Annotated in this window: 10 protein-coding genes, 9 tRNA genes, 6 rRNA genes and 1 other annotated feature (1 of these 26 only partly in view); all 25 genes read right to left on the bottom strand. The window is 48.8% G+C overall.

The genetic code is table 11. The features are described from left to right. Positions 1 to 90, bottom strand: a binding site (T-box leader); it reaches 129 nt to the left of the window's first position. 43 nt (positions 91 to 133) lie between these two features. After that, the gene (gene gltX, locus ABXS78_RS00125; protein WP_366248436.1) at positions 134 to 1,603 is read right to left on the bottom strand and encodes a glutamate--tRNA ligase; all 1,470 of its coding nucleotides are present in this window, start codon (positions 1,601 to 1,603) and stop codon (positions 134 to 136) included. 24 nt (positions 1,604 to 1,627) lie between these two features. Further along, complete coding sequence (ispF, locus tag ABXS78_RS00120) at positions 1,628 to 2,104, bottom strand: 2-C-methyl-D-erythritol 2,4-cyclodiphosphate synthase (RefSeq protein ID WP_095224622.1); 477 nt, start codon at positions 2,102 to 2,104, stop codon at positions 1,628 to 1,630. 15 nt (positions 2,105 to 2,119) lie between these two features. Continuing rightward, positions 2,120 to 2,797, bottom strand: a complete 678-nt coding sequence (gene ispD, locus ABXS78_RS00115; RefSeq protein ID WP_366248435.1) for a 2-C-methyl-D-erythritol 4-phosphate cytidylyltransferase — start codon at positions 2,795 to 2,797, stop codon at positions 2,120 to 2,122. A gap of 93 nt (positions 2,798 to 2,890) precedes the next feature. Next, positions 2,891 to 4,000, bottom strand: coding sequence for a PIN/TRAM domain-containing protein (locus tag ABXS78_RS00110; RefSeq protein WP_095224620.1), 1,110 nt, complete (start codon positions 3,998 to 4,000; stop codon positions 2,891 to 2,893). Positions 4,001 to 4,172: 172 nt separating this feature from the next. Beyond that, a complete protein-coding gene (radA, locus tag ABXS78_RS00105; RefSeq protein WP_366248434.1) occupies positions 4,173 to 5,549 on the bottom strand; it encodes a DNA repair protein RadA in 1,377 nt (458 codons plus the stop codon). A 138-nt stretch (positions 5,550 to 5,687) separates the two neighbouring features. Next, positions 5,688 to 8,117: an ATP-dependent protease ATP-binding subunit ClpC gene (gene clpC / locus ABXS78_RS00100; protein ID WP_095224619.1), complete on the bottom strand. Its 2,430-nt coding sequence runs from the start codon at positions 8,115 to 8,117 to the stop codon at positions 5,688 to 5,690. Positions 8,118 to 8,137: 20 nt separating this feature from the next. Then, entirely contained in the window at positions 8,138 to 9,205 is a 1,068-nt protein-coding gene (locus ABXS78_RS00095) for a protein arginine kinase (RefSeq protein WP_366248433.1), read from the bottom strand. Next, the gene (locus ABXS78_RS00090) at positions 9,205 to 9,747 is read right to left on the bottom strand and encodes a UvrB/UvrC motif-containing protein (RefSeq protein WP_366248432.1); all 543 of its coding nucleotides are present in this window, start codon (positions 9,745 to 9,747) and stop codon (positions 9,205 to 9,207) included. Before ABXS78_RS00090 ends, ABXS78_RS00095 begins: the two co-directional genes overlap by 1 nt. Before the next feature lie 21 nt (positions 9,748 to 9,768). Next, positions 9,769 to 10,227 carry a CtsR family transcriptional regulator gene (locus ABXS78_RS00085; RefSeq protein ID WP_095224616.1) on the bottom strand — a complete coding sequence of 153 codons (459 nt, stop codon included), beginning with the start codon at positions 10,225 to 10,227 and terminating at the stop codon, positions 9,769 to 9,771. Between the two features lie 128 nt (positions 10,228 to 10,355). Then, a complete protein-coding gene (locus tag ABXS78_RS00080) occupies positions 10,356 to 11,051 on the bottom strand; it encodes an MgtC/SapB family protein (RefSeq protein ID WP_366248431.1) in 696 nt (231 codons plus the stop codon). Between the two features lie 152 nt (positions 11,052 to 11,203). Next, a 5S ribosomal RNA gene (gene rrf, locus ABXS78_RS00075) occupies positions 11,204 to 11,316 on the bottom strand. A 234-nt stretch (positions 11,317 to 11,550) separates the two neighbouring features. Continuing rightward, positions 11,551 to 14,475: ribosomal RNA gene (locus tag ABXS78_RS00070) — 23S ribosomal RNA — on the bottom strand. 178 nt (positions 14,476 to 14,653) lie between these two features. Continuing rightward, positions 14,654 to 16,215 (bottom strand): 16S ribosomal RNA (locus ABXS78_RS00065). Positions 16,216 to 16,324: 109 nt separating this feature from the next. Beyond that, positions 16,325 to 16,400, bottom strand: a tRNA-Ala gene (locus ABXS78_RS00060). Between the two features lie 16 nt (positions 16,401 to 16,416). Further along, a tRNA-Pro gene (locus ABXS78_RS00055) sits at positions 16,417 to 16,493 on the bottom strand. Positions 16,494 to 16,496: 3 nt separating this feature from the next. Continuing rightward, positions 16,497 to 16,573, bottom strand: a tRNA-Arg gene (locus ABXS78_RS00050). Between the two features lie 10 nt (positions 16,574 to 16,583). Then, positions 16,584 to 16,668: transfer RNA gene (locus ABXS78_RS00045), tRNA-Leu, on the bottom strand. A 27-nt stretch (positions 16,669 to 16,695) separates the two neighbouring features. Continuing rightward, a tRNA-Gly gene (locus ABXS78_RS00040) sits at positions 16,696 to 16,770 on the bottom strand. 13 nt (positions 16,771 to 16,783) lie between these two features. Beyond that, positions 16,784 to 16,869, bottom strand: a tRNA-Leu gene (locus ABXS78_RS00035). A gap of 31 nt (positions 16,870 to 16,900) precedes the next feature. Beyond that, a tRNA-Lys gene (locus ABXS78_RS00030) sits at positions 16,901 to 16,976 on the bottom strand. A 5-nt stretch (positions 16,977 to 16,981) separates the two neighbouring features. Continuing rightward, a tRNA-Thr gene (locus tag ABXS78_RS00025) sits at positions 16,982 to 17,057 on the bottom strand. Between the two features lie 3 nt (positions 17,058 to 17,060). Then, a tRNA-Val gene (locus ABXS78_RS00020) sits at positions 17,061 to 17,136 on the bottom strand. 13 nt (positions 17,137 to 17,149) lie between these two features. After that, positions 17,150 to 17,262: ribosomal RNA gene (gene rrf, locus ABXS78_RS00015) — 5S ribosomal RNA — on the bottom strand. 297 nt (positions 17,263 to 17,559) lie between these two features. After that, positions 17,560 to 20,484, bottom strand: a 23S ribosomal RNA gene (locus tag ABXS78_RS00010). 178 nt (positions 20,485 to 20,662) lie between these two features. Beyond that, a 16S ribosomal RNA gene (locus tag ABXS78_RS00005) occupies positions 20,663 to 22,224 on the bottom strand. The 16S, 23S and 5S rRNA genes sit together here with 9 tRNA genes alongside, the layout of an rRNA operon. Positions 22,225 to 22,353 lie beyond the last annotated feature (129 nt).

Raw genomic sequence — 22,353 nt, 5'->3', positions numbered from 1 at the left:
CAGCAAAAGCTCTCCAAAGCCGCTCTCAGCGAATGCGGCTCTCTCTGGATGGAAAGGCAGATGCATACTTCTCCTCTTCAACGTTCGAATGTGTAGTACTACTATATTATATATCAGCAAAAAAGTGAATATTTTACTTTGTCAGCTGTTCGAATGCTGCACGAAGACGGTTTTGGACAACCGTCTCGCCAAGCAAATGGATGGAGTTTGGCAGCTCCGGACCGTGTGTTGCGCCTGTTGTAGCAACACGGATCGGCATGAAGAGCTTCTTGCCTTTTTGACCAGTCTGTTTTTGTGTCGATTTGATTGCACCTTTGATTGTATCCGGTTCGAATGCTTCCAATGCTGAAAGCTGTTCGGAGAATGCCTTTAATACTTCCGGTACTTGCTCATCCTGAAGTACTGCCATTGCTTCTTCATCATAAGTGATTTCTTCCTGGAAGAATAACTCCGTCAACTCGACAATCTCCGCACCATAGTTCAACTGGTCTTTGTAGAGAGCGATAAGCTCTGCTGCCCAGTCACGACGGGAATCTTCCATGTTTTCAGGAAGTTTTCCAGCCTGGATCAAATGAGGCAATGTCAACTTCTCGATACGCCCCGCATCTTCCGACTTGATATATTGGTTGTTCATCCATTTCAGCTTCTGCGGATCAAAGATTGCAGCAGAAGTGGATAGACGATTCGGATCGAAAATCTTGATGATTTCATCTTTGGAGAAGATCTCTTCTTCTCCGACTGGTGACCAGCCAAGCAAACTGATGAAGTTGAACATCGCTTCAGGCAGATAACCCAAGTTCTTATATTGCTCGATGAACTGCAGGATATGCTCATCGCGTTTGGACAGCTTCTTGCGGTTTTCATTAAGAATCAACGTCATATGTCCGAATTCCGGTGCTTCCCAACCGAATGCTTCGTAAATCATAAGCTGCTTCGGTGTATTGGAGATATGCTCTTCTCCGCGAAGGATATGAGAGATCTCCATCAAATGGTCATCGATTGCCACAGCAAAGTTATATGTTGGGATACCGTTCTTTTTCACGATAACCCAGTCGCCGAAGTCACTGGACTCGAAACTGATTTCATCACGAACAATATCGTTGAATTTATATGTTTTATTTTCCGGAACTCGGAAACGGATACTAGGCTGTCTGCCTTCCGCTTCGAACTTCTCTTGCTGTTCCGGTGTCAGATCACGGTGCACACCAGAATACTTAGGAACTTGTCCATTCGCTTTTTGTTCTTCACGCTCTTTTTCCAACTCTTCTTCTGTCACGTAGCATTTGTAAGCAAGACCGCGATCCAGCAATTCATCTACATATTTCTTGTAGATATCCAGACGCTCCAATTGACGGTATGGTCCGTATTCGCCCCCGATATCGGCGCCTTCGTCCCACTTGATACCAAGCCATTTCAAATAGCTGAACTGGCTTTCCTCGCCGCCCTCTACATTCCGCTTCTGATCCGTATCCTCTGTGCGGACGATGAATTTGCCGTCATGGTGACGGGCATATAAGTAGTTGAATAGTGCAGTTCGTGCGTTTCCAATATGCAAATGTCCAGTCGGACTCGGCGCATAGCGCACACGTACAGGTTTTGACATATGAATAACTCCCTTTCGATTATGTTAGGCTTGCTGCAAAAGGACGACTGCTTGCGCAGCGATTCCTTCTTTACGGCCAGTAAAGCCAAGCTGTTCTGTCGTTGTTGCTTTCACATTGATCTGACCCGGTTCTGCATCGAGCATACCTGCTACATTTTCACGAATCTGATCGATATATGGTGCCATTTTAGGTGCCTGTGCAATAACTGTGCAATCCAAGTTCCCTAATTTATAGCCTTTTTCTTTTACAAGCTGCCATACATGACGCAGCAATACTTCCGAATCCGCATCCTTGAAAGCAGGATCAGTATCGGGGAAATGCTTGCCGATGTCGCCCAGCGCCAAGGCGCCAAGACACGCATCCGCAATCGTATGTAATAGTACATCCGCATCCGAGTGGCCTAGCAATCCAAGTTCGTAAGGGATTGTAATCCCGCCGATGATACACGGTCTATTCTCTGCAAATGCATGTACATCAAATCCTTGTCCAATTCGAAACATAATGTGACCCTCGCTTTATTTACCATTTAAAAATGCTTCCGCTTTGTATAAGTCCTCTGGTGTCGTGAGCTTCATATTATCATAGCTGCCTTCTACGATGAACACATCCTGATCGAGGCGTTCCACTAATGAGGCATCATCTGTTCCCAGCACCCCGTCAACTTTGGCTGTTACATGGGCATCGTAGATAAGCTGGTAATCAAAAGCCTGCGGTGTCTGAGCAGCCCACAGGAGCCCTCGGTCCATCGTTTCCAGACGATTACCACGGCGAAGCTTGATTGTATCTGTGACAGGCACCGCAAGTATCGCTCCCCGATGCTCCTGACAAGCCTCAGCCAAGGCATGAAGTCTTTCGATTGTGACAAATGGCCGCGCTCCATCGTGTATAAAAACGATACCGGACTTATCAGGCAATGCTTCCAGACCCATCAGGACACTCTCCTGCCGCTCGCTTCCGCCTTCTGTCAGGTTTATTGGGGTGGTCCATTTCTGTGCTGACAATAGCTGCTGCATCAATTCACGATCTGAATTGCTCACAACAAGTGTAATAGATGCACACCAGGGATCCTGATCGAAAACATTCAGCGTATGTACAATGAGCGGCTTTTGCCCAATTGTAAGGAATTGTTTGTTTTGGCCAGCCTGCATTCGTTTACCTTGCCCGGCAGCTAACACGATAGCTTGATAATACATCTATATTTACCGCCTTATTTTAAGTCGAATCCAAACAAAAGCGATAACATCCCCTGTTATCACTTTTGTTTACTTCTATCATGTTATACTTTTTTACAATGCTTTTTCAAGTAATTTCGGCTTAGCGAAGATCATTCGGCCTGCAGAAGTCTGCAATACACTCGTGATAAGCACCTCGATTGTCTTACCGATATAATTCTTGCCTTCCTCGACGACGATCATCGTACCGTCATCCAAGTAAGCCACACCTTGATTATGTTCTTTCCCGTCCTTGATCACCTGGACAGTCAATTCCTCGCCTGGTATGACAACGGGTTTCACGGCATTCGCCAAGTCATTGATATTCAGCACCGGTACGTTTTGGAACTCACATACCTTATTCAAATTGAAATCATTTGTAACGACTATACCATCAATTACCTTTGCCAATTTGACAAGCTTGGAATCCACTTCCGGAATATCCTCGAAATCACCTTCGTAGAATTCCACTTTGACACTTGGCATCTCTTTTTGGATGCGATTCAGGACATCAAGACCGCGACGGCCGCGGTTCCGCTTCAACGCATCGGAAGAATCAGCAATATGCTGAAGTTCATTCAATACGAATTGCGGGATGACAATCGTACCCTCCAAGAAATTCGTTTCGCAAATATCTGCGATACGTCCATCGATGATAACACTCGTATCAAGCAATTTTGATTTAGGCTGAACAGCCTGGACATTCTCTTCTCCAGCTTCTTGCTCATCTGCTGTCTTCTTCTTATCCTTTTTCGCCAACGTCATCATATTTAGGAATTCATCACGGCGCTTGAAACCAACCTGGAATCCGATGTAGCCAAGGAAAATTGTTACAAACAGCGGCAATACCTCCGAAACAAGCACAAAACCGATACCTCGGATCGGAATCGTAATCAAGTAAGCTACGACCAATCCGATAATGAGCCCGATGCTGCCAAAGAATAAATCAGCAGCAGGTGTCTTGACTAGTGAGTCCTCCACCCAATGGATGAAGCCGACAATATAATCGACCACCCAAAACAGTAATAAGAATAATAGAATAGCTCCGCCAATCAATCCGACGATTGGGGAATCAAGCCAACCAATGTTGGTCAGGTTAACTAGATCCATCAATCTGGGAATGTAGAGAAACCCGACCATACCGCCTGCAACGATAATAAATAATTGCACGATTCGCTTTAACATTACTGTCACCTCCTAACAGAAAGTATTACCTGAAATAAAATATATTAGACGTAAAAATAAATAATTGCAGTTTAACCGTAGCACGTTTTAGATTCCTAGTCAATTTAGGAAACATTACATAGTAGCATAGTTTCAGAGAAGTTGTCAAAAAATATTACCAATTTAGGAGAGGTTAATCCTCTCCCAAGACAATATGAAGTGCTTCACTTACCGAGTTCACTCCGACTACTTTAATACTTGCCGGAACCGTCCAGCCATCCAGATTCTTCTTCGGTACGATAGCCCTCTTGAAGCCAAGCTTGGCCGCTTCTTGGACACGCTGTTCAATCCGGGATACACGTCTCACTTCACCAGTCAGACCCACTTCCCCGATTAAGACGTCGTCTGGCTTTGTCGGCTTGTCCTTAAAACTGGATGCGATGCTCGCAGCTACCGCAAGATCGATAGCGGGTTCATCCAACCGCATACCGCCGGCAATCTTCACGTATGCATCCTGATTCTGCAGCATAAGCCCGACTCGTTTTTCCAAAACCGCCATTAAAAGCGGCACCCGGTTATGATCTGTACCGGTAGCCATACGGCGAGGGTTTCCGAAGCTGGTCGGGGAGATAAGGGCCTGGATCTCGACAAGAACAGGGCGTGTCCCTTCCATCGATGCAACAACTGTTGATCCTGCTGCACCCTGCGATCTTTCCTCTAAGAAGATTTCAGACGGGTTCGTCACTTCCCTTAATCCTTCTTCCTTCATCTCGAAAATACCCATTTCATTCGTACTTCCAAACCGGTTCTTTACACTGCGCAGGATTCGGAATGTATGATGACGTTCTCCTTCGAAATAAAGAACCGCATCCACCATATGTTCAAGCATTCTAGGACCAGCGATGGCGCCTTCTTTCGTTACGTGACCAACGAGGAAAATCGGAATGCCATTGGTCTTGGCTACCCGCATTAACTCACTTGTACACTCCCGTACCTGCGTAACACTTCCCGGTGCACTGGTGACTTCTTCCCGATACACGGTCTGGATGGAATCGACTACAACAAACGCCGGCTTCACTTCTTCAATATGCCGTGTGATGTCCTGCAGATTTGTCTCTGATAATACATAGAGCTGATCTGCCTTTACACCGAGACGATCTGCTCGGAGTTTCGTCTGACGGGCAGATTCCTCACCTGATATATATAGGACCGGTAATTCCTTCTCTGCCAGCTGTGCACTGACTTGCAAAAGCAAGGTAGATTTACCGATACCAGGGTCTCCCCCGATAAGCACAAGTGATCCTGCTACGATTCCGCCGCCGAGCACCCTGTTGAACTCTGGGAGATCTGTTGTTACTCTCGGTTCCTTTTCGGAGTGAATGGCTGTAATCGACTGAGGCCTTGCAGCTGTGGTTGTTGTATTTGAATGGCGGAAGGCTCCGCTGCTAGCTGGTGTAACAACTTCTTCCGTAAAGGTATTCCAGTTATTGCAGCTTGGGCATTTGCCCATCCATTTTGCAGATTCATATCCACATTCCTGACATACATACTTTGTCTTTCTTTTCGCCAAACCTATCAAATCCTTCTTCATCATTTTATACGATAATTACGGCATAAAAGTTACAGAAATATATCAAACAAAATTATTATTATAGAAAAAATTACACAAATCAAAGCAAAAAGGGAGGCGAAAACACCTCCCTATTCATTATTTGCCTGTAACGACATACTTACCTTCTTTATCTACATCAATATTCACTTGTTGTCCTTTGCTGATATTCTCGCGCAGGAGTTCCTCTGATAATAGATCTTCGATATTCTTCTGAATTGCACGGCGCAATGGACGAGCGCCATATTCCGCATCGAAGCCATCATTAGCAATCTTCTCGATAACAGCATCTGTCAGCGTGAATTCAATATCCTGCTGTGCAAGACGTTTCTTAAGCTGATCTGCCATCAACGTCACAATATCCTTCATATGTTTCTTCTCAAGCGGATGGAATACGATCGTTTCATCAATACGGTTCAAGAACTCCGGACGGAAGGCTTTTTTCAGCTCTTCTGTTACTTTCGCTTTCATATCCTTGAAGTTCTGATCCTCGCTATCCATTGTGAACCCAAGTGACTTGCTGCGTTTCAGCTCACTGGCACCAACATTGGAAGTCATGATCAGAATCGTGTTGCGGAAATCGACCAAGCGACCTTTGGAATCCGTCAAACGGCCATCTTCCAATACTTGAAGCAAGATGTTGAATACTTCTGGGTGCGCTTTTTCCACCTCGTCAAGCAACACAACGGAATATGGTTTCCGACGGACTTTCTCTGTAAGCTGTCCGCCCTCTTCATACCCTACATATCCTGGAGGAGAACCGACAAGACGTGCTGTGGAATGGCGTTCCATGTATTCCGACATGTCGATACGGATCATTGCATCTTCGTCACCAAACATAGAATCAGCCAATGCTCGTGCTAATTCTGTTTTACCTACACCAGTAGGCCCAAGGAAGATGAATGAACCAATAGGGCGTTTCGGATCTTTAAGGCCAGCCCGTGCACGGCGAATTGCTTTGGAGATAGCCACAACAGCTTCCTCTTGTCCGATGACACGTCCATGCAGTGTCTGCTCCATATTAAGCAAGCGCTCCGACTCATCCTTCGTCAGCTTGGCAACAGGTACACCCGTCCAGATGGAAACAACAGAAGCAATATCTTCTACAGTGACTTCACTGCTTTCCTGACCTTGCTTTTCTTTCCACTGATCCTTTGTCTGATCCAGCTGATCACGCAATCGCTGTTCTGTATCGCGCAAGGAAGCCGCTTTTTCGAATTCCTGGCTTTGCACAGCTGCGTCTTTCTCTTTGCGTACTTCCTCAAGCTTTTGCTCAAGCTCTTTCAAGTTTGGCGGAGCTGTGTAAGAGCGCAAGCGCACTTTGGAAGCAGCTTCGTCGATCAAGTCGATTGCTTTATCCGGAAGGAAGCGGTCTGTGATATAGCGATCAGAGAACTCTGCTGCTGCACGGATAGCTTCATCTGTAATCGTTACACGGTGATGGGCTTCATATCTATCACGCAGACCAGTAAGGATCTGAACGGATTCTTCAACAGATGGTTCATCCACTTGGATTGGCTGGAAACGACGCTCCAATGCTGCATCTTTTTCGATGTATTTACGGTATTCGTCCAAAGTGGTAGCACCGATACACTGCAATTCACCACGTGCAAGGGATGGCTTCAGAATATTGGAAGCATCAATCGCTCCTTCTGCTCCACCTGCACCGATAAGTGTATGCAGCTCATCGATGAAGAGGATGATATTGCCTGCTTGGCGAATCTCTTCCATTACTTTCTTCAAACGATCCTCGAATTCCCCGCGATATTTCGTACCCGCTACGACAGTACCCATATCAAGCGTCATGACGCGCTTATCCCGAAGGATTTCTGGTATTTCGTTATTGATGATTTGCTGCGCAAGTCCTTCAGCTACTGCCGTTTTACCGACACCTGGCTCCCCGATCAAGACAGGGTTGTTTTTAGTTCGGCGGCTGAGCACTTGAATGACACGCTCGATTTCTTTCTCACGGCCGATGACCGGGTCGATATTGCCTTCTTTAGCGATAGCCGTAAGATCTCTTGCCAAACTATCCAGTGTTGGCGTATTCGCTCTAGCAGACTGGCTGCCGCGCTGTTTCCCAGCAGAAGACTCATTGCTTCCTAAAAGCTGCAGCACTTGCTGACGAGCTTTATTCAAGCTTACACCGAGATTGTTCAGCACACGTGCTGCAACCCCTTCACCCTCACGAATCAAACCAAGAAGGATATGCTCTGTACCCACATAGGAATGACCAAGTTTTCTTGCTTCGTCCAAGGAAAGTTCAATTACTTTCTTCGCACGAGGTGTGTAATAAGGTGTACCAGTGATTTTCTGGCCGCGCCCAATCAGCTGCTCGACCTCTTCCTGAATGCGTTCTGTTTCCAACCCTAGTGTTGTCAGAGCTTTAGCGGCAATGCCTTCTCCTTCGCTCACAAGACCCAATAGGATATGTTCTGTACCGATATTATTATGTCCCAATCGCACTGCTTCTTCTTGTGCAAGTGCAAGGACCTTTTGTGCTCTTTCTGTAAAGCGTCCAAACATCATAGGAATTCCTCCTTGGTCAGTCAGTTATTTTCTAAATGCATCCGCTCTCTGATAAGGGAAGCACGTAATACATCTCGTTCTCTGCCAGATAAGCTCCTTTTTGCGTAATGCTGCAGGAAGCCTGGCTGTATCAATACCATTAATTCATTAAGTATGGATTGAGGCATATCTTGTATATACCCAATATCAATGCCTAATCTAACATCCGATAAACAGGTTGCTGCTTCCTTTGATTCAATAATACGGCTGTACCGCAATGTTCCGTAAGACCGGAAGATCCGATCCTCCAGCTGGATGCTCAGCTCCTCTGTCAAAGTCTGGCGAGCCTGCCTCTCCTGCTCGATCAACTGGCTCACTACACTCTCCAGATCCTCTACAATATCCTGTTCTGATTTCCCTAAAGTGATTTGGTTGGAGATCTGATAAATATTGCCCTGCGCCTCGGTGCCTTCGCCGTAGATGCCGCGCACGACAAGTCCGAGCTGGTTGATTGCTGGTGTCAGCCGATTCATTTGATGTGTCATGGTCAATGCAGGCAGATGCATCATTACCGAGGCCCGCAGTCCAGTTCCTACATTCGTCGGGCAAGTAGTAAGATACCCTCTTTCCTCATCGAATGCATAAGTTATCTTCTGCTCAAGCCAATCGTCCACCTCAAAAGCTTCTGAAAGTGCCTTTTTCAGCTGGAAGCCAGGCAGGTACAGCTGGATGCGCAGGTGATCTTCTTCATTTACCATGATAGAGACTTGTTCGCTTTCGAATAGCAAAACTCCTGCCTCCTCCGCATGTTCTGCCAAATGCGGACTTATCAAGTGTTTTTCGACGAATACCTTCTTCTCAATCGGAGATAAATCAGCTATACGTAAGAATTGCATCTTCCCTCGATCATTAAAATCAGTATCTTGATAACTATCCTGGAAGAAATTCAGTACATCATCCAAATCCTCCGCTTTAGCTATCAGTGGAAAGGTACGATTTTCAAAGTTTCTGGCCAGCCGGATTCGGCTGCTCATGACGATATCACAGTCCGGTCCATTTTCTTTCATCCAAGGGCTGATAGCATCACTCATGAACTTTTCAAGTGACATTAGCTTTCACCCTCTTCCTGTTCATCTGTCTGCTGCTCCAGCGAGCGTATTTTATCGCGGAGCTCTGCTGCTTTCTCAAATTCTTCCTCCTGGATGTATTGCAGCATGGATTCCCGGTATGCTGCGATCTTCCGTTTTTTCTCTATACCGCTTCCCATCCGCTTCGGTATCTTCCCTTCGTGTTTTGTATTACCACTGTGTACACGGCGGAAGATAGGATTCAGATTGTCTTCAAAAGTTTCATAGCAGGAAGCACAGCCGAATTTCCCCAATCTGGTGAACTCATTATATGTCAGTCCGCACTTGGGGCAAGCAAGCGCTGATGGAACTTGTGAGAAGTGTTTATGTCCTTGAACAGTCGATGGGTTCATATGGAATAGACCAGATAATAAGTTATGCAGGGAATACCCTTCTTGGCCGTAGGAGACATATCCATTCTCTTTTGCACATTGCTCGCAAACATGCATTTCTGTCTTCTGTCCGTTGACGACATTTGTTAAATGCAAGGTTGCTGGTCTTATATGACATTCTTGACATTCCATCCTGATGCCCTCCTTATCTGACTAGTACTTGATAGCAGTCAGCATTGAAACTAAAATACGGGACCTGACTTCATCACGAAGCGGAAGAGGAAAGGCTAGTGTTTCCCGGCTGGTTGCTCTCAGCATGATCTTCGCTTCCCTTTCAGTCAGTATCTTCTCCTCAGCAAGCCGTTCAATAATACTATTGGCAGTCTGCTGTGATACACGCGGCTGCACCATTTCGATTACATCATCTATCAAACTTGCTTCTGTATGGTGCTTTACCCGAATGATACGAATATAACCGCCGCCGCCACGCTTACTCTCGACTAGATACCCTTTCTCAACAGTGAATCTCGTCTTTATTACATAGTTTATTTGTGATGGCACGCACTGAAAACGATTAGCTACTTCACTTCTCTTTATTTCCACTTCCTGCGTATCCGTCGATTGAAGTATCTGCTTTAGGTAAGCTTCAATGATGTCCGATATATTGCTCACACAAGTCGCCTCCCTTCCCTTTGACTTTGACTATCTTTGACTTTATTATATACATTTTGCAGGAGGAATGCAAAGCTCTTCATCCCTAGCATAGCCTCTAATAACAGAAAAAAACCCTTAAAAGGGTTTTAACTTTTTACTGTGCTCACTGATCGGATATTTGTCAGGTTAGTTATTTCCTCAAAGAGTTCCATTTCATTAATAGCGTGACGCGTTGCCAGCTCAATATGCAGCATTCTGCTGTCATGATGATGTTTTCTCATCTCCATGTTAGTTAATGCCATATGATGACGTTCGAGGATTTCCATGATAGGACCTACACTTTCATCTCTATCTAGTTCGATATCCAAACAGTAAGCTTTTTGCTTTTTACTTGATAAAAACAGCTTCTCAAAATTATTCAGGAAAATTAGAATCAGCAGGATGATGATAGTAGTGAATACTGCTTCCATATACATTCCTGCTCCTATAACAAGTCCAAGTCCTGCTACTGTCCAGACAGAGGCAGCTGTCGTAAGTCCTCGTACAGTCGTACCATTAACCAGTATTGTTCCTGCTCCGAGGAATCCGATACCGCTGATCACATACGAAGGTATACGGGCGGGGTCGAATTGGACATAATCATGTTCCTTACTGAAGTCCGTAAAGCCATATAAAGACAGAATCATCATCAGGCAGGACCCGACACCTACAAGAATATGTGTGCGCAAACCCGCGTGGTGATTGCCCATTCCCCGTTCCATCCCGATAGCCCCCGAAAGGAATACTGCTATTATAATTTTCATCATTACGGTTAGAAATTGATCATTAAAGTAATGCTCCATCTATGCTTCCCTTCTTTCTCTCTCTTGCAGTATATGAATATCGACATAATAGTATGAAGTATTTATATTCCCCAATTGCCAAGGGTATAAAGCAAGACATACAAAAAAGCTCCTGATAAGTTATTGAATAACCTATCAGGAGCTTTTATCTTGCCTGGCAGCGTCCTACTCTCGCAGGGCGAACCCAACTACCATCGGCGCTGAAGAGCTTAACTGCTGTGTTCGGCATGGGAACAGGTGTGACCTCTTCGCTATTACCACCAGACAATGCAAGAATTCAATTGAATGAACCCTCAAAACTAGATAAGAAACATGTCCTGCCAGACATTTCATGCGGCCAAGCACCGGAGTGCTTGGACTTTGGCGTTGACTTACTCGTCAGATCCAGCTCCAGGAACCAGAAACTCCAGCCTAAGCGTTAGCCCTGCAAGGGTAAAATCACCCTTTCCGGCCTCTCACTTATACTTGCGTTTCTAAGCGGTTCCCTCCGCTTTTCGTTTTAGTTAAGTCCTCGATCGATTAGTATTCGTCAGCTGCACGTGTCACCACGCTTCCACCTCGAACCTATCTACCTCATCGTCTCTGAGGGATCTTACTCATTTAAAATGATGAGAAGTCTCATCTTGAGGGGGGCTTCATGCTTAGATGCTTTCAGCACTTATCCCTTCCGCACGTAGCTACCCAGCTATGCTCCTGGCGGAACAACTGGTGCACCAGCGGTGCGTCCATCCCGGTCCTCTCGTACTAAGGACAGCTCCTCTCAAACTTCTAACGCCCACGACGGATAGGGACCGAACTGTCTCACGACGTTCTGAACCCAGCTCGCGTACCGCTTTAATGGGCGAACAGCCCAACCCTTGGGACCGACTACAGCCCCAGGATGCGATGAGCCGACATCGAGGTGCCAAACCTCCCCGTCGATGTGGACTCTTGGGGGAGATAAGCCTGTTATCCCCGGGGTAGCTTTTATCCGTTGAGCGACGGCCCTTCCATACGGCACCGCCGGATCACTAAGCCCGACTTTCGTCCCTGCTCGACTTGTAGGTCTCGCAGTCAAGCTCCCTTCTGCCTTTGCACGCTACGAATGATTTCCAACCATTCTGAGGGAACCTTTGGGCGCCTCCGTTACTCTTTGGGAGGCGACCGCCCCAGTCAAACTGCCCACCTGACACTGTCTCCGAACCGGATAACGGTTCTGGGTTAGAATGTCAATACAGCCAGGGTGGTATCCCACGGATGCCTCCACCGAAGCTGGCGCTCCGGCTTCTAAGGCTCCCACCTATCCTGTACAAGCTGTACCAACATTCCATATCAGGCTACAGTAAAGCTCCACGGGGTCTTTCCGTCCTGTCGCGGGTAATGCGCATCTTCACGCATAGTATAATTTCACCGGGTCTCTCGTTGAGACAGTGCCCAAGTCGTTGCACCTTTCGTGCGGGTCGGAACTTACCCGACAAGGAATTTCGCTACCTTAGGACCGTTATAGTTACGGCCGCCGTTTACTGGGGCTTCGGTTCACAGCTTCGGGACGAAGTCCCTAACCATTCCCCTTAACCTTCCAGCACCGGGCAGGTGTCAGCCCCTATACTTCGCCTTACGGCTTTGCAGAGACCTGTGTTTTTGCTAAACAGTCGCTTGGGCCTTTTCACTGCGGCTTCTCCTTAAAAGAAGCACCCCTTCTCCCGAAGTTACGGGGTCATTTTGCCGAGTTCCTTAACGAGAGTTCTCCCGATCATCTTCGGTTACTCACCGTGCCTACCTGTGTCGGTTTGCGGTACGGGCACCTATTTCCTCACTAGAGGCTTTTCTTGGCAGTGTGAAATCAGGAACTTCGGTACTAAATTTCCCTCCCCATAACCGCCTGGAATAGTGTTGAGTGGATTTGCCTGCTCAACTTCCTCACGGCTTGGACGCGCATAACCAGCAGCGCGCTTTCCCTATCCTCCTGCGTCCCCCCATCGTTCAAGCGGATTTAGGTGGTACAGGAATATCAACCTGTTGTCCATCGCCTACGCCTTTCGGCCTCGGCTTAGGCCCCGACTAACCCTGAGCGGACGAGCCTTCCTCAGGAAACCTTGGGCTTTCGATGAAAGAGATTCTCACTCTTTTTTCGCTACTCATACCGGCATTCTCACTTCTAAGCGCTCCAGCCGTCCTCACGATCGACCTTCACTGCCCTTAGAACGCTCTCCTACCACTGACATCGTAGATGTCAATCCGCAGCTTCGGTGGTGTGTTTAGCCCCGGTATATTTTCGGCGCAGCGTCACTCGACCAGTGAGCTATTACGCACTCTTTCAATGATGGCTGCTTCTAAGCCAACATCCTGGTTGTCTAAGCAACGCCACATCCTTTTCCACTTAACACACACTTTGGGACCTTAGCTGGCGGTCTGGGCTGTTTCCCTTTCGACCATGAACCTTATCACCCATAGTCTGACTCCCAAAGTAGATTGATTGGCATTCGGAGTTTGACTGAATTCGGTAACCCGATGAGGGCCCCTAGTCCAATCAGTGCTCTACCTCCAACCATCATCCTTTGAGGCTAGCCCTAAAGCTATTTCGGAGAGAACCAGCTATCTCCGTGTTCGATTGGCATTTCACCCCTACCCACACCTCATCCCCGCACTTTTCAACGTGCGTGGGTTCGGGCCTCCAGTCAGTGTTACCTGACCTTCACCCTGGACATGGGTAGATCACACGGTTTCGGGTCTACGACCACCTACTATATCGCCCTATTCAGACTCGCTTTCGCTGCGGCTCCGTCTATACAACTTAACCTTGCAGGGGATCGTAACTCGCCGGTCCATTCTACAAAAGGTACGCCGTCACCCATTAACGGGCTTCGACTACTTGTAGGCACACGGTTTCAGGATCTATTTCACTCCCCTTCCGGGGTGCTTTTCACCTTTCCCTCACGGTACTGGTTCACTATCGGTCACTAGGGAGTATTTAGCCTTGGGAGATGGTCCTCCCGGATTCCGACGGAATTTCACGTGTTCCGCCGTACTCAGGATACACTCCGGAGGAAACCACATTTCAAATACAGGGCTCTTACCTTCTATGGCGGGCCATTCCAAGCCGCTTCGTCTATATGGTTTCTTTGTAACTCCAAAGGAGTGTCCTACAACCCCAGAAGGCAAGCCTTCTGGTTTGGGCTAATTCCGTTTCGCTCGCCGCTACTCAGGAAATCGCATTTGCTTTCTCTTCCTCCGGGTAATGAGATGTTTCAGTTCCCCGGGTCTGCCTCGTATCACCTATGTATTCAGTGATACGTACTATCCAATAACGGATAGCGGGTTCCCCCATTCGGAAATCTTCGGATCAAAGCTTACTTACAGCTCCCCGAAGCATATCGGTGTTAGTCCCGTCCTTCATCGGCTCCTAGTGCCAAGGCATCCACCGTGCGCCCTTCTTCACTTAACTAATAACGCATGATAAATCTATAAATCGCGACAATAAATTGTCGGCTTTAAAGTTTGATGTTCTGGCATGTTGTTTCTTATCTAGTTTTCAAGGTTCACAAGAGAGATTGATCTCTCAAAACTGAACAAACAACCAATTACGATGTCTACTACGAAGTAGTAGTTCCAATTATCCTTAGAAAGGAGGTGATCCAGCCGCACCTTCCGATACGGCTACCTTGTTACGACTTCACCCCAATCATTGATCCCACCTTCGGCGGCTGGCTCCAAAAGGTTACCTCACCGACTTCGGGTGTTACCAACTCTCGTGGTGTGACGGGCGGTGTGTACAAGGCCCGGGAACGTATTCACCGCGGCATGCTGATCCGCGATTACTAGCGATTCCGGCTTCATGCAGGCGAGTTGCAGCCTGCAATCCGAACTGAGAATGGTTTTATGGGATTCGCTTAGCCTCGCGGCTTCGCTGCCCTTTGTACCATCCATTGTAGCACGTGTGTAGCCCAGGTCATAAGGGGCATGATGATTTGACGTCATCCCCACCTTCCTCCGGTTTGTCACCGGCAGTCACTCTAGAGTGCCCAACTGAATGCTGGCAACTAGAATCAAGGGTTGCGCTCGTTGCGGGACTTAACCCAACATCTCACGACACGAGCTGACGACAACCATGCACCACCTGTCACGCTGTCCCCGAAGGGAACGCTCTGTCTCCAGAGTTGTCAGCGGATGTCAAGACCTGGTAAGGTTCTTCGCGTTGCTTCGAATTAAACCACATGCTCCACCGCTTGTGCGGGCCCCCGTCAATTCTTTTGAGTTTCAGCCTTGCGGCCGTACTCCCCAGGCGGAGTGCTTAATGCGTTAACTTCAGCACTAAGGGGCGGAAACCCCCTAACACCTAGCACTCATCGTTTACGGCGTGGACTACCAGGGTATCTAATCCTGTTTGCTCCCCACGCTTTCGCTCCTCAGCGTCAGTTACAGACCAGAGAGTCGCCTTCGCCACTGGTGTTCCTCCACATATCTACGCATTTCACCGCTACACGTGGAATTCCACTCTCCTCTTCTGCACTCAAGTTCCCCAGTTTCCAATGACCCTCCACAGTTGAGCTGTGGGCTTTCACATCAGACTTAAGAAACCGCCTACGAGCCCTTTACGCCCAATAATTCCGGACAACGCTTGCCCCCTACGTATTACCGCGGCTGCTGGCACGTAGTTAGCCGGGGCTTTCTGGTTAGGTACCGTCAAGGTACGAGCAGTTACTCTCGTACTTGTTCTTCCCTAACAACAGAGCTTTACGACCCGAAGGCCTTCATCGCTCACGCGGCGTTGCTCCGTCAGACTTTCGTCCATTGCGGAAGATTCCCTACTGCTGCCTCCCGTAGGAGTCTGGGCCGTGTCTCAGTCCCAGTGTGGCCGATCACCCTCTCAGGTCGGCTATGCATCGTCGCCTTGGTGGGCCATTACCCCGCCAACTAGCTAATGCACCGCGGGCCCATCTGTAAGTGACAGCCGAAACCGTCTTTCCATTTCCAATCAGGAGAAAGGAAATACTATCCGGTATTAGCTCCGGTTTCCCGAAGTTATCCCAGTCTTACAGGCAGGTTGCCCACGTGTTACTCACCCGTCCGCCGCTCATTCCACCAGAATCACCCCGAAGGGGTCAACTGGTTTCCTGCGCTCGACTTGCATGTATTAGGCACGCCGCCAGCGTTCGTCCTGAGCCAAGATCAAACTCTCCATGAAAGTTTTGATGCATTGCTCGTTAGAGCTGACGTTGATCTTTCGATCATGTCGTTTAGTTCGTAATTGGTTGTTTTGTTCAGTTTTCAAAGATCAATTAACAAAAATTAAATGGTGGAGCCTAGCGGGATCGAACCGCTGACCTCCTGCGTGCAAGGCAGGCGCTCTCCCAGCTGAGCTAAGGCCCCAATATTTAAGTTATAGTGGTCGGGAAGACAGGATTTGAACCTGCGGCCCCTTGGTCCCAAACCAAGTGCTCTACCAAGCTGAGCTACTTCCCGTAATGGCGCGCCCGAGAGGAGTCGAACCCCTAACCTTTTGATCCGTAGTCAAACGCTCTATCCAATTGAGCTACGGGCGCATATTTAAAGTGCCGAGGGCCGGACTCGAACCGGCACGGAGGAACCCTCCGCAGGATTTTAAGTCCTGTGCGTCTGCCAATTCCGCCACCCCGGCAAGCTGAATTAGTTGATTAAGTAGTTATGGAGCGGAAGACGGGATTCGAACCCGCGACCCCCACCTTGGCAAGGTGATGTTCTACCACTGAACTACTTCCGCGTTTAATCTAAAATGGTGCGGGTGAAGGGACTTGAACCCCCACGTCATAAAGACACTAGATCCTAAGTCTAGCGCGTCTGCCAATTCCGCCACACCCGCATAGATTAAATACGCACAGTATTAAAATGAATGGTGAGCCATGAAGGACTCGAACCTTCGACCCTCTGATTAAAAGTCAGATGCTCTACCAACTGAGCTAATGGCTCTAACATGGTGCCGGCCAGAGGACTTGAACCCCCAACCTACTGATTACAAGTCAGTTGCTCTACCAATTGAGCTAGACCGGCTAATGGTGGAGGATGACGGGCTCGAACCGCCGACCCTCTGCTTGTAAGGCAGATGCTCTCCCAGCTGAGCTAATCCTCCGGATTATATATCCACCTGGCAGCGTCCTACTCTCGCAGGGCGAACCCAACTACCATCGGCGCTGAAGAGCTTAACTGCTGTGTTCGGCATGGGAACAGGTGTGACCTCTTCGCTATTACCACCAGATCGGATATTTACTGTTTGTCCTTTTATTAAGGACAAGATATATTGTAGCATTTCCTTAAAGGAAAAGCAACACTTTTTTTGAAGTAAACCTTCAAAACTAGATAAGAAACATGTCCTGCCAGACATTTCATGCAGCCAAGCACCGGAGTGCTTGGACTTTGGCGTTGACTTACTCGTCAGATCCAGCTCCAGGAACCAGAAACTCCAGCCTAAGCGATAGCCCTGCAAGGGTAAAACCACCCTTTCCGGCCTCTCACTTATACTTGCGTTTCTAAGCGGTTCCCTCCGCTTTTCGTTTTAGTTAAGTCCTCGATCGATTAGTATTCGTCAGCTGCACGTGTCACCACGCTTCCACCTCGAACCTATCTACCTCATCGTCTCTGAGGGATCTTACTCATTTAAAATGATGAGAAGTCTCATCTTGAGGGGGGCTTCATGCTTAGATGCTTTCAGCACTTATCCCTTCCGCACGTAGCTACCCAGCTATGCTCCTGGCGGAACAACTGGTGCACCAGCGGTGCGTCCATCCCGGTCCTCTCGTACTAAGGACAGCTCCTCTCAAACTTCTAACGCCCACGACGGATAGGGACCGAACTGTCTCACGACGTTCTGAACCCAGCTCGCGTACCGCTTTAATGGGCGAACAGCCCAACCCTTGGGACCGACTACAGCCCCAGGATGCGATGAGCCGACATCGAGGTGCCAAACCTCCCCGTCGATGTGGACTCTTGGGGGAGATAAGCCTGTTATCCCCGGGGTAGCTTTTATCCGTTGAGCGACGGCCCTTCCATACGGCACCGCCGGATCACTAAGCCCGACTTTCGTCCCTGCTCGACTTGTAGGTCTCGCAGTCAAGCTCCCTTCTGCCTTTGCACGCTACGAATGATTTCCAACCATTCTGAGGGAACCTTTGGGCGCCTCCGTTACTCTTTGGGAGGCGACCGCCCCAGTCAAACTGCCCACCTGACACTGTCTCCGAACCGGATAACGGTTCTGGGTTAGAATGTCAATACAGCCAGGGTGGTATCCCACGGATGCCTCCACCGAAGCTGGCGCTCCGGCTTCTAAGGCTCCCACCTATCCTGTACAAGCTGTACCAACATTCCATATCAGGCTACAGTAAAGCTCCACGGGGTCTTTCCGTCCTGTCGCGGGTAATGCGCATCTTCACGCATAGTATAATTTCACCGGGTCTCTCGTTGAGACAGTGCCCAAGTCGTTGCACCTTTCGTGCGGGTCGGAACTTACCCGACAAGGAATTTCGCTACCTTAGGACCGTTATAGTTACGGCCGCCGTTTACTGGGGCTTCGGTTCACAGCTTCGGGACGAAGTCCCTAACCATTCCCCTTAACCTTCCAGCACCGGGCAGGTGTCAGCCCCTATACTTCGCCTTACGGCTTTGCAGAGACCTGTGTTTTTGCTAAACAGTCGCTTGGGCCTTTTCACTGCGGCTTCTCCTTAAAAGAAGCACCCCTTCTCCCGAAGTTACGGGGTCATTTTGCCGAGTTCCTTAACGAGAGTTCTCCCGATCATCTTCGGTTACTCACCGTGCCTACCTGTGTCGGTTTGCGGTACGGGCACCTATTTCCTCACTAGAGGCTTTTCTTGGCAGTGTGAAATCAGGAACTTCGGTACTAAATTTCCCTCCCCATAACCGCCTGGAATAGTGTTGAGTGGATTTGCCTGCTCAACTTCCTCACGGCTTGGACGCGCATAACCAGCAGCGCGCTTTCCCTATCCTCCTGCGTCCCCCCATCGTTCAAGCGGATTTAGGTGGTACAGGAATATCAACCTGTTGTCCATCGCCTACGCCTTTCGGCCTCGGCTTAGGCCCCGACTAACCCTGAGCGGACGAGCCTTCCTCAGGAAACCTTGGGCTTTCGATGAAAGAGATTCTCACTCTTTTTTCGCTACTCATACCGGCATTCTCACTTCTAAGCGCTCCAGCCGTCCTCACGATCGACCTTCACTGCCCTTAGAACGCTCTCCTACCACTGACATCGTAGATGTCAATCCGCAGCTTCGGTGGTGTGTTTAGCCCCGGTATATTTTCGGCGCAGCGTCACTCGACCAGTGAGCTATTACGCACTCTTTCAATGATGGCTGCTTCTAAGCCAACATCCTGGTTGTCTAAGCAACGCCACATCCTTTTCCACTTAACACACACTTTGGGACCTTAGCTGGCGGTCTGGGCTGTTTCCCTTTCGACCATGAACCTTATCACCCATAGTCTGACTCCCAAAGTAGATTGATTGGCATTCGGAGTTTGACTGAATTCGGTAACCCGATGAGGGCCCCTAGTCCAATCAGTGCTCTACCTCCAACCATCATCCTTTGAGGCTAGCCCTAAAGCTATTTCGGAGAGAACCAGCTATCTCCGTGTTCGATTGGCATTTCACCCCTACCCACACCTCATCCCCGCACTTTTCAACGTGCGTGGGTTCGGGCCTCCAGTCAGTGTTACCTGACCTTCACCCTGGACATGGGTAGATCACACGGTTTCGGGTCTACGACCACCTACTATATCGCCCTATTCAGACTCGCTTTCGCTGCGGCTCCGTCTATACAACTTAACCTTGCAGGGGATCGTAACTCGCCGGTCCATTCTACAAAAGGTACGCCGTCACCCATTAACGGGCTTCGACTACTTGTAGGCACACGGTTTCAGGATCTATTTCACTCCCCTTCCGGGGTGCTTTTCACCTTTCCCTCACGGTACTGGTTCACTATCGGTCACTAGGGAGTATTTAGCCTTGGGAGATGGTCCTCCCGGATTCCGACGGAATTTCACGTGTTCCGCCGTACTCAGGATACACTCCGGAGGAAACCACATTTCAAATACAGGGCTCTTACCTTCTATGGCGGGCCATTCCAAGCCGCTTCGTCTATATGGTTTCTTTGTAACTCCAAAGGAGTGTCCTACAACCCCAGAAGGCAAGCCTTCTGGTTTGGGCTAATTCCGTTTCGCTCGCCGCTACTCAGGAAATCGCATTTGCTTTCTCTTCCTCCGGGTAATGAGATGTTTCAGTTCCCCGGGTCTGCCTCGTATCACCTATGTATTCAGTGATACGTACTATCCAATAACGGATAGCGGGTTCCCCCATTCGGAAATCTTCGGATCAAAGCTTACTTACAGCTCCCCGAAGCATATCGGTGTTAGTCCCGTCCTTCATCGGCTCCTAGTGCCAAGGCATCCACCGTGCGCCCTTCTTCACTTAACTAATAACGCATGATAAATCTATAAATCGCGACAATAAATTGTCGGCTTTAAAGTTTGATGTTCTGGCATGTTGTTTCTTATCTAGTTTTCAAGGTTCACAAGAGAGATTGATCTCTCAAAACTGAACAAACAACCAATTACGATGTCTACTACGAAGTAGTAGTTCCAATTATCCTTAGAAAGGAGGTGATCCAGCCGCACCTTCCGATACGGCTACCTTGTTACGACTTCACCCCAATCATTGATCCCACCTTCGGCGGCTGGCTCCAAAAGGTTACCTCACCGACTTCGGGTGTTACCAACTCTCGTGGTGTGACGGGCGGTGTGTACAAGGCCCGGGAACGTATTCACCGCGGCATGCTGATCCGCGATTACTAGCGATTCCGGCTTCATGCAGGCGAGTTGCAGCCTGCAATCCGAACTGAGAATGGTTTTATGGGATTCGCTTAGCCTCGCGGCTTTGCTGCCCTTTGTACCATCCATTGTAGCACGTGTGTAGCCCAGGTCATAAGGGGCATGATGATTTGACGTCATCCCCACCTTCCTCCGGTTTGTCACCGGCAGTCACTCTAGAGTGCCCAACTGAATGCTGGCAACTAGAATCAAGGGTTGCGCTCGTTGCGGGACTTAACCCAACATCTCACGACACGAGCTGACGACAACCATGCACCACCTGTCACGCTGTCCCCGAAGGAAACGCTCTGTCTCCAGAGTTGTCAGCGGATGTCAAGACCTGGTAAGGTTCTTCGCGTTGCTTCGAATTAAACCACATGCTCCACCGCTTGTGCGGGCCCCCGTCAATTCTTTTGAGTTTCAGCCTTGCGGCCGTACTCCCCAGGCGGAGTGCTTAATGCGTTAACTTCAGCACTAAGGGGCGGAAACCCCCTAACACCTAGCACTCATCGTTTACGGCGTGGACTACCAGGGTATCTAATCCTGTTTGCTCCCCACGCTTTCGCTCCTCAGCGTCAGTTACAGACCAGAGAGTCGCCTTCGCCACTGGTGTTCCTCCACATATCTACGCATTTCACCGCTACACGTGGAATTCCACTCTCCTCTTCTGCACTCAAGTTCCCCAGTTTCCAATGACCCTCCACAGTTGAGCTGTGGGCTTTCACATCAGACTTAAGAAACCGCCTACGAGCCCTTTACGCCCAATAATTCCGGACAACGCTTGCCCCCTACGTATTACCGCGGCTGCTGGCACGTAGTTAGCCGGGGCTTTCTGGTTAGGTACCGTCAAGGTACGAGCAGTTACTCTCGTACTTGTTCTTCCCTAACAACAGAGCTTTACGACCCGAAGGCCTTCATCGCTCACGCGGCGTTGCTCCGTCAGACTTTCGTCCATTGCGGAAGATTCCCTACTGCTGCCTCCCGTAGGAGTCTGGGCCGTGTCTCAGTCCCAGTGTGGCCGATCACCCTCTCAGGTCGGCTATGCATCGTCGCCTTGGTGGGCCATTACCCCGCCAACTAGCTAATGCACCGCGGGCCCATCTGTAAGTGACAGCCGAAACCGTCTTTCCATTTCCAATCAGGAGAAAGGAAATACTATCCGGTATTAGCTCCGGTTTCCCGAAGTTATCCCAGTCTTACAGGCAGGTTGCCCACGTGTTACTCACCCGTCCGCCGCTCATTCCACCAGAATCACCCCGAAGGGGTCAACTGGTTTCCTGCGCTCGACTTGCATGTATTAGGCACGCCGCCAGCGTTCGTCCTGAGCCAAGATCAAACTCTCCATGAAAGTTTTGATGCATTGCTCGTTAGAGCTGACGTTGATCTTTCGATCATGTCGTTTAGTTCGTAATTGGTTGTTTTGTTCAGTTTTCAAAGATCAATTTCGTTCTGCCGCTCATTTGGCGACTAGAACATC

It is taken from the genome of Terribacillus aidingensis (assembly GCF_040703035.1).
Lineage (GTDB): Bacteria > Bacillota > Bacilli > Bacillales > Amphibacillaceae > Terribacillus.
This window is presented reverse-complemented; position numbering and strand designations above follow the sequence as displayed.